The sequence below is a fragment of the Nocardia sp. JMUB6875 genome, assembly GCF_041154655.1.
GTDB lineage: Bacteria > Actinomycetota > Actinomycetes > Mycobacteriales > Mycobacteriaceae > Nocardia.
In genome coordinates this window covers 1-5,583 of record NZ_BAAFGR010000297.1, presented here as the reverse complement: position 1 = coordinate 5,583, position 5,583 = coordinate 1, and the positions used below count along the sequence as shown (strand labels likewise).

The 5,583-nt window shown below is 67.8% G+C and carries 6 protein-coding genes and 2 tRNA genes; 4 read left to right on the top strand and 4 right to left on the bottom strand.

The annotated features are described in order from the left end of the window. Nucleotides 1-200: 200 nt before the first annotated feature. The 4 genes from ACAM49_RS38450 (at nt 201) to ACAM49_RS38435 (ending at nt 2,119) form a co-directional block, all read left to right on the top strand. Nucleotides 201-290, top strand: a tRNA-Ser gene (locus tag ACAM49_RS38450). Nucleotides 291-328: 38 nt separating this feature from the next. Then, nucleotides 329-401, top strand: a tRNA-Arg gene (locus tag ACAM49_RS38445). 230 nt (nt 402-631) lie between these two features. Further along, nucleotides 632-1,357 carry a helix-turn-helix domain-containing protein gene (locus tag ACAM49_RS38440; protein ID WP_369640440.1) on the top strand — a complete coding sequence of 242 codons (726 nt, stop codon included), beginning with the start codon at nt 632-634 and terminating at the stop codon, nt 1,355-1,357. Between the two features lie 90 nt (nt 1,358-1,447). Next, nucleotides 1,448-2,119, top strand: a complete 672-nt coding sequence (locus ACAM49_RS38435; protein WP_369640439.1) for a hypothetical protein — start codon at nt 1,448-1,450, stop codon at nt 2,117-2,119. 14 nt (nt 2,120-2,133) lie between these two features. Here ACAM49_RS38435 and ACAM49_RS38430 read toward each other — a convergent pair whose 3' ends face one another. From ACAM49_RS38430 to ACAM49_RS38415, 4 genes are all read right to left on the bottom strand, one after another. After that, complete coding sequence (locus tag ACAM49_RS38430; protein ID WP_369640438.1) at nt 2,134-2,850, bottom strand: maleylpyruvate isomerase family mycothiol-dependent enzyme; 717 nt, start codon at nt 2,848-2,850, stop codon at nt 2,134-2,136. Between the two features lie 27 nt (nt 2,851-2,877). Beyond that, nucleotides 2,878-3,639 (bottom strand): DUF998 domain-containing protein, encoded by a 762-nt coding sequence (locus ACAM49_RS38425; protein ID WP_369640437.1) that lies wholly within the window; start codon nt 3,637-3,639, stop codon nt 2,878-2,880. A 123-nt stretch (nt 3,640-3,762) separates the two neighbouring features. Continuing rightward, the gene (locus tag ACAM49_RS38420; protein ID WP_369640442.1) at nt 3,763-4,182 is read right to left on the bottom strand and encodes a very short patch repair endonuclease; all 420 of its coding nucleotides are present in this window, start codon (nt 4,180-4,182) and stop codon (nt 3,763-3,765) included. A gap of 55 nt (nt 4,183-4,237) precedes the next feature. Further along, complete coding sequence (locus ACAM49_RS38415; protein ID WP_369640441.1) at nt 4,238-5,380, bottom strand: DNA cytosine methyltransferase; 1,143 nt, start codon at nt 5,378-5,380, stop codon at nt 4,238-4,240. Nucleotides 5,381-5,583: the final 203 nt, after the last annotated feature.

Below are 5,583 nucleotides of genomic sequence, written 5' to 3'. Positions count from 1 at the left end.
TCTGCACCACCGCCCCGACCACCCCGGCTTCGACCCCACCGCCCTCGACGACGCCTACGTCCTCGACGCCCAGACCAGAATCTACGAATGGTTCGACTCGCACCTACGCTGACCAGCCGATTTGGCCTATTGGTCACCCGCTGTGTAATCTTCTGTCCCGGCGGTTCGAAAGGAACCGGCGCCCTCGAAGAGGGGCACCAGGAGGCGTGCCAGAGCGGCCGAATGGGACTCACTGCTAATGAGTTGTCCCTTCACGGGGACCGGAGGTTCAAATCCTCTCGCCTCCGCCACCACTCGGTTCGCCGTGTGACTACAGTTGAATAAGCTTGCGCCCGTAGCTCAACGGATAGAGCATCTGACTACGGATCAGAAGGTTGGGAGTTCGAGTCTCTCCGGGCGCGCAACACAAGAGCCTCACACCGAATGGTGTGGGGCTCTTGGCTTTTCGGCGGGGGTGCGTGGTGGGTTGATGCGCCCCCCTCCGGCGCATCAACAACCCGGGCAAGCGGGCTCCAGCACTGGTCAAGGGTCGTTTCCCGGGGTGGGAAAGTCAATGCATCGGTGTCGCACCAGAGGTGCGAGTTCGGTCCGGGTGTGATCCGAACGGGCGGCAGAAGGAGGCGGAAGGTCGATGGCCAAAGGGCAACTGGCCGTATTCATCCGGTCGCGGCGGGATGCGCTCGGCATGACGCAGGCGCAACTGGCCGCGAGTACCGGATGGTCCAAGTCCGCCGTCGAGAAGGTGGAGGCGGGAACGCTGACGCCCAGCCTGGAATTCGCGGGCGCGTTGTTCGACGCACTGGGGATTCCGTACATCTATCGGGAACGCATCGTGGCGGCGCTCTATCCGGGCGCGCTGGATCGCGTGCTGGGACCCTCGCCCGCCCTGCCCGACGCGGACGCACTCGCCGACCTCGAGGATCTGCCCTATCCGGCCGCGTACCTCTCGCTGCCCGAAGGTGACGTGCTGGGCGTCAACACCGCATGGCAGACCCTGTTCCCCGGCCTGGAGGCGAAGTCGAATGTATTCGACTACCTGTTCACCGATCCGGAGTCCGAACGGGTCTTCCCGGACTGGGATCAGGTGGCACACGGATTCGTCTACGGCCTGCGCATGATGGGCCCAATCTCGGTCGCCGAATCCGTGCTGAACGAGATCATCGAGCGCTGCCGTGTGCACCCGGAGTTCGACCGGATGTACACGACGGACCCGGACGGCCCGGCGACCCTGCAACCCATGCTGCGAGTCGTCGATCCCGCCACCGGTGCCGTCCGCAAGCTGCACATCAAGATCGACAAACCCCATCTCCCGCACAGTTCCTGGGTCACCTACCGCCTCGTTCCGGTGCGAGATTAGTGGTTGTTGGTGCAGCCAACATTAGTTATATTGGATCTACCAACATTGGCGTCGCCAACATTAGGCGGCGACCACGGGTAGGAGATTCCAATGAGTACTGTTCCCACTCCTCGAGCCGAGCGCGTTCTGATCGTCGGACGAAGCCCGAACGTGCTTCTCGAAGCGGTCGAGATCCTGCGCGGCCGAGGCTATGAGGCCAACGCCACCAACCAGTTCGATGACGTCCTCGACGATTACGACGTGTCCGATATCGACATCCTCACCTTCGGCGGGATGGTTCCCGCGGACACCAAGCAATACCTGCGCGAGGAGGTGGCGAAGCTGAATCCCACGGTGACCTTCGTGCAGGGCCTCGCGGGCATGGCGGGGCTGATCGCGGCCCAGGTCGAAGCCGTCACCTCGACCGACGCGCAGGCGGAGGTCGCCTACGACAGCACGAAACGATCGGTGCTGATCACGCTCACCCGAGCGGCTCACGTAACCGTCGAGGCATGGTGGGGCACAGCGTTTCAGCCTCCGGAGCCGAAGAGTGCGTCGGCGGTGGTCTTCGACGGCGAACTCGAACCCGGCCCCCACTCGATCGCGATGCCGGACAGCATTCCCTCCGTGGCGTCCTTCGCGGCCGCGCGGATCGACGATTCGGTCCATGTGTTCACGGTCGGGGAAATGCCGGAGTCCGTCACGCGACTGGCGCCGGCCACGGCGACGGACCTGCGGCTTCCCGAAGTCGCGAAGGTGATGACGCGCACCGAACAGCGATAAGCCGTCGGCCGCAACTACTTCCAGGCGGCGAGGTCGGGGAGGTTGCCGGTGAGGTCGGCGCCCGAGGAGCGGCCGATGAGCCAGGCGGCCAGAGATGCGGCGGTGCCGGAGATTTCGGCGGTGGGGGTGCCGACGGTGCCGGTGTAGCCGGTGTCGGTGGCGGTCACCGTGAAGCCCGCATCGCCGGCCGGTTTCACCTCGGTCAGGGATTGGGCCAGCAGGCGGGCAACGAATTCCGGGGACCAGTCGGCGGGCGTGTAGCCGACATCGAGGTCCACGTGGTGAATTTCGACCTCTAACAAGCGCATCCAGGGGATGCGGGTGGCGGGGATTTCGCCGCCCGCGCGATTGCGGACCAGCGTGGCCCAGCGGTCCACGGGCATGACGCGGGCGAGGGCGAGCCAGCGTTCGGCGGAGGCGGTGAGGTCCTCGAGCTGTTCACGCAGGGGCCGGGGAGCGCCGGCTTCGATATCGGCCTCACGGAGGAATTGACTTGCGTACTGCGGGGTTTCGATGCCGGTGCGGGCCCACAGCAGCAGGTTGACCAGGCTGTCGGCATTGCGGGACAGGTGGGCCAGGACGTGGCCGCGGGTCCAGCCGGGGAGCAGGGAGGGCTCGACCAGGTCGGCGTCGGTCAGGGCGGCCACCGCCGGGATCAGTCGCGCCGTCGCGGCGGCGACGGTGTCGAGTTGGGCGGTGGTGTCGGCGAGTTGCGCGGCGTCGCTGGTCACGATTCCGACCCTAGTGCGTCGGGGCGGTCAGTGGCCGGACGATGTCGCCTTGCGGTGGCGACGAGCCGGTGCGCCGGAATCCCGTTCGGCGACAACGATTTGCACGGCCAGCGCGATCAGCCACAGCGACATGGCCCCGACCTGGATGCGTTGCGCGATGCCGAGTCCGTAGTTGCCGGGCAGGTTGTCGGCGATCAGCATCCACGCCGTGACCACGGAGCCGACGATCAGAATCCACAGGCCGGTGTGCCGCAGAATCGGCCAGCGCCGGTACTTGAACGCCGCCACCGTGAACGCGATCATCGCGATATAGATGGAGAACACCGCCAGCGTGCTGGTCAGCGCGTGAATCTGGTGCAGCTGCGGGAAAAGCCCGGTATCCACATACCGTTTCGGCCCGTCCGGGTCCTCCGGCACGATCGGCCACTGCGCGTCCGCGATGGTGGACGCGCCGAAGCAGGCCAGCGCCACCCAGCCGATGGTCGAGTACAGCCGCCGCGAGAACAGCAGCAGCCCGCCCAGTCCCGCCACCAGCAGCAGCGAACCCGAGACGGTGTCGCCGGTGGTGAACACCCAGCGGAACGGCGCGCCCTTCTCGGCGAGCTGGCTGAGGAACGTATTGGTGGGGTTGCTGTGGATCGGCAGGATGAATTCCAGCACCCAGGAGGAGTAGCCGAGCCCGGCGACCGCGATCAAGATCGCGATGAACCAGCGCAGTATCCGACGCCATCGCGGCTGGGGCTGAGTCGCCCTCGGCGCCGCCTCGGCTAGTTTCTGCTCGGTTGGCATCACCGCGCTCGCTTTCGCTGGCCCTCGCTTACCCGTGTGACCGCGCTGCCCGCGGTCGATCTGCCCGGACTGGTCGGCTGGTCCGGTCGTAGGACCATTGTCTCCCATCCGCCGACGGTGCTGTCACACCCCGCGCGCCAGCACCCGCATCACCAGGTCGGCCGCCGATTCCGCGCCCTCGTGCTCCCATACCCGGATCACGGTCCAGCCCGCCGCCGCCAACCGGGCGTCGGTATCACGGTCCCGCGCCACATTCCCCGCCAGCTTCTCGGCCCACCACTGCGCGTTGTGCTTCGGATGCGTCGCGTGTTCGGGGCAGCTGTGCCAGAAGCACCCGTCCACATAGACAGCAACCTTCCGCCGCGGGAACACGATGTCGGCCCGCCGCCGCAGCCCGGGCAGCGGAGCCCTGTCCACGAAGAACCGCGAACCCCGGCGATGCAATTCCCGCCGCAGCGCCAATTCCGGTTTGGTCCCCACCCGCCGCTGCTTGGCCATGCGCGCGCTGGTCGCCGCGTCGGTGCCCGGCCGTCCGGCGGTCATGCTCACGCGGCCATCCTCGTCGGGGCGGGCGCGGCCGGCAAGGTTCCGGGCGGCCTCACGCCGCCTCGCTCGGAGCGCCTCCCATGCGCTCGAGGTGATTGGCCACATCGTCGAGGAAGCCCTCCGGGAAGCGCAGCGAGCCCATCGCCGTGCGGCGCAGGAATCCGGCGGTCGCGCGCGCCGAGAGCAGCCGGGAGTCGTCGAGGAACCAGCGCAGATCCTCGTAGGGCGCGTGAACGGGCCAGGTGGACACCGGAACCCGATACACCTCCCCGCGCTGCCCCCAGGCGGCCGTCGGCCAGCTGCGCCGGGTCAGCGGCTCGCCCTCCGGATACGGATCATCGGCCGGATCGGTGATGCGCTCGGCGATCCAGGACGCCATGCGCACACTCACCGCATTGCCGACCAGCTTCCAGCGATGCCCCCGCCGCACCCCGGATACGGCCAAAGCCGGTGTGGTCCAATCCCGATCGAAGCCCTGTAGTCGTTCACAGTCGGTGATGCCGGGGGTGACCAGTTCACCCGAGGGGAGTCGCACGGCGGGCGGGCTCGCGATGCCCAGGCCCGAACCGCCCTTCAGGGTCGGCACGGCGTTCACCGCCCAGCCCAGTCCGCGAGTGCCCTCGGTCCAGTAGAAGCCGCACGGATCGTGCGCCGGATCGCCCACCTCGCGCGGCCCCGCATCGGCTCCGAACAGCACCGGCCGCGGATCCTCGGTGCGCGAGGCCAGCATCAGCACCCGCTCGCGTCGCTGCGGCAGGCCGAACGCGCGCGCGTCCACCACCCGGTAGGCCCAGGTGTAGCCGAGTTCGCCGAGCGCCCCGGTGATGTGGCGCATGGCCGCCCCGCCCCCGAGCTGCAGCATGAACGGCACATTCTCGATGAGCAGCCAGCGCGGCCCCTTCTTGCGCTTGACCAGCCGGAACACCTCGTCCACCAAACCCGAACGGGCCCCGGTGATTCCGGCCGTCCGCCCGGCCTGCGAGAGGTCCTGGCAGGGGAATCCCGCCGCCACCAGCTCCGTCCCGGACGGCAGCGCGCGCAGCTTGGTGACATCGGAATGCAGTGGCACGTCCGGGAAATGCGCGGCCAGCACCGCCTGCGCCCCGGTATCGATCTCACACAGCAGCTCACTGCGCCACCCGTGCGCCGCGAGCCCGAGCTCCAGCCCGCCGATGCCGGCGAACAGGCCGACCATCCGCGCGCCCGTCACAACAGTCCCTTTCACCCCGGAGTCCCCCGTGCCCCGAGCACGTTACTCGAGTCCCCGCACCCCCATCGTGATCAACACTGTTCCACAGCCCGCCTCCAGAGCCGCCCGCTATCACCAGGTCGGTTGTTCACCATGCGATGGCGTGGGCAAACGCCGAGAACCGGCCTACACCATTGCATGTGGATCAC

Excerpts from the sequence above, each read along its gene's own strand:
- ACAM49_RS38435 (WP_369640439.1), top strand. The coding sequence starts at position 1,448 with ATGAGTACTGTTCCCACTCCTCGAGCCGAGCGCGTTCTGATCGTCGGA.
- ACAM49_RS38420 (WP_369640442.1), bottom strand. The coding sequence starts at position 4,182 with ATGACCGCCGGACGGCCGGGCACCGACGCGGCGACCAGCGCGCGCATG.
- ACAM49_RS38425 (WP_369640437.1), bottom strand. The coding sequence starts at position 3,639 with ATGCCAACCGAGCAGAAACTAGCCGAGGCGGCGCCGAGGGCGACTCAG.
- ACAM49_RS38415 (WP_369640441.1), bottom strand. The coding sequence starts at position 5,380 with ATGGTCGGCCTGTTCGCCGGCATCGGCGGGCTGGAGCTCGGGCTCGCG.
- ACAM49_RS38440 (WP_369640440.1), top strand. The coding sequence starts at position 632 with ATGGCCAAAGGGCAACTGGCCGTATTCATCCGGTCGCGGCGGGATGCG.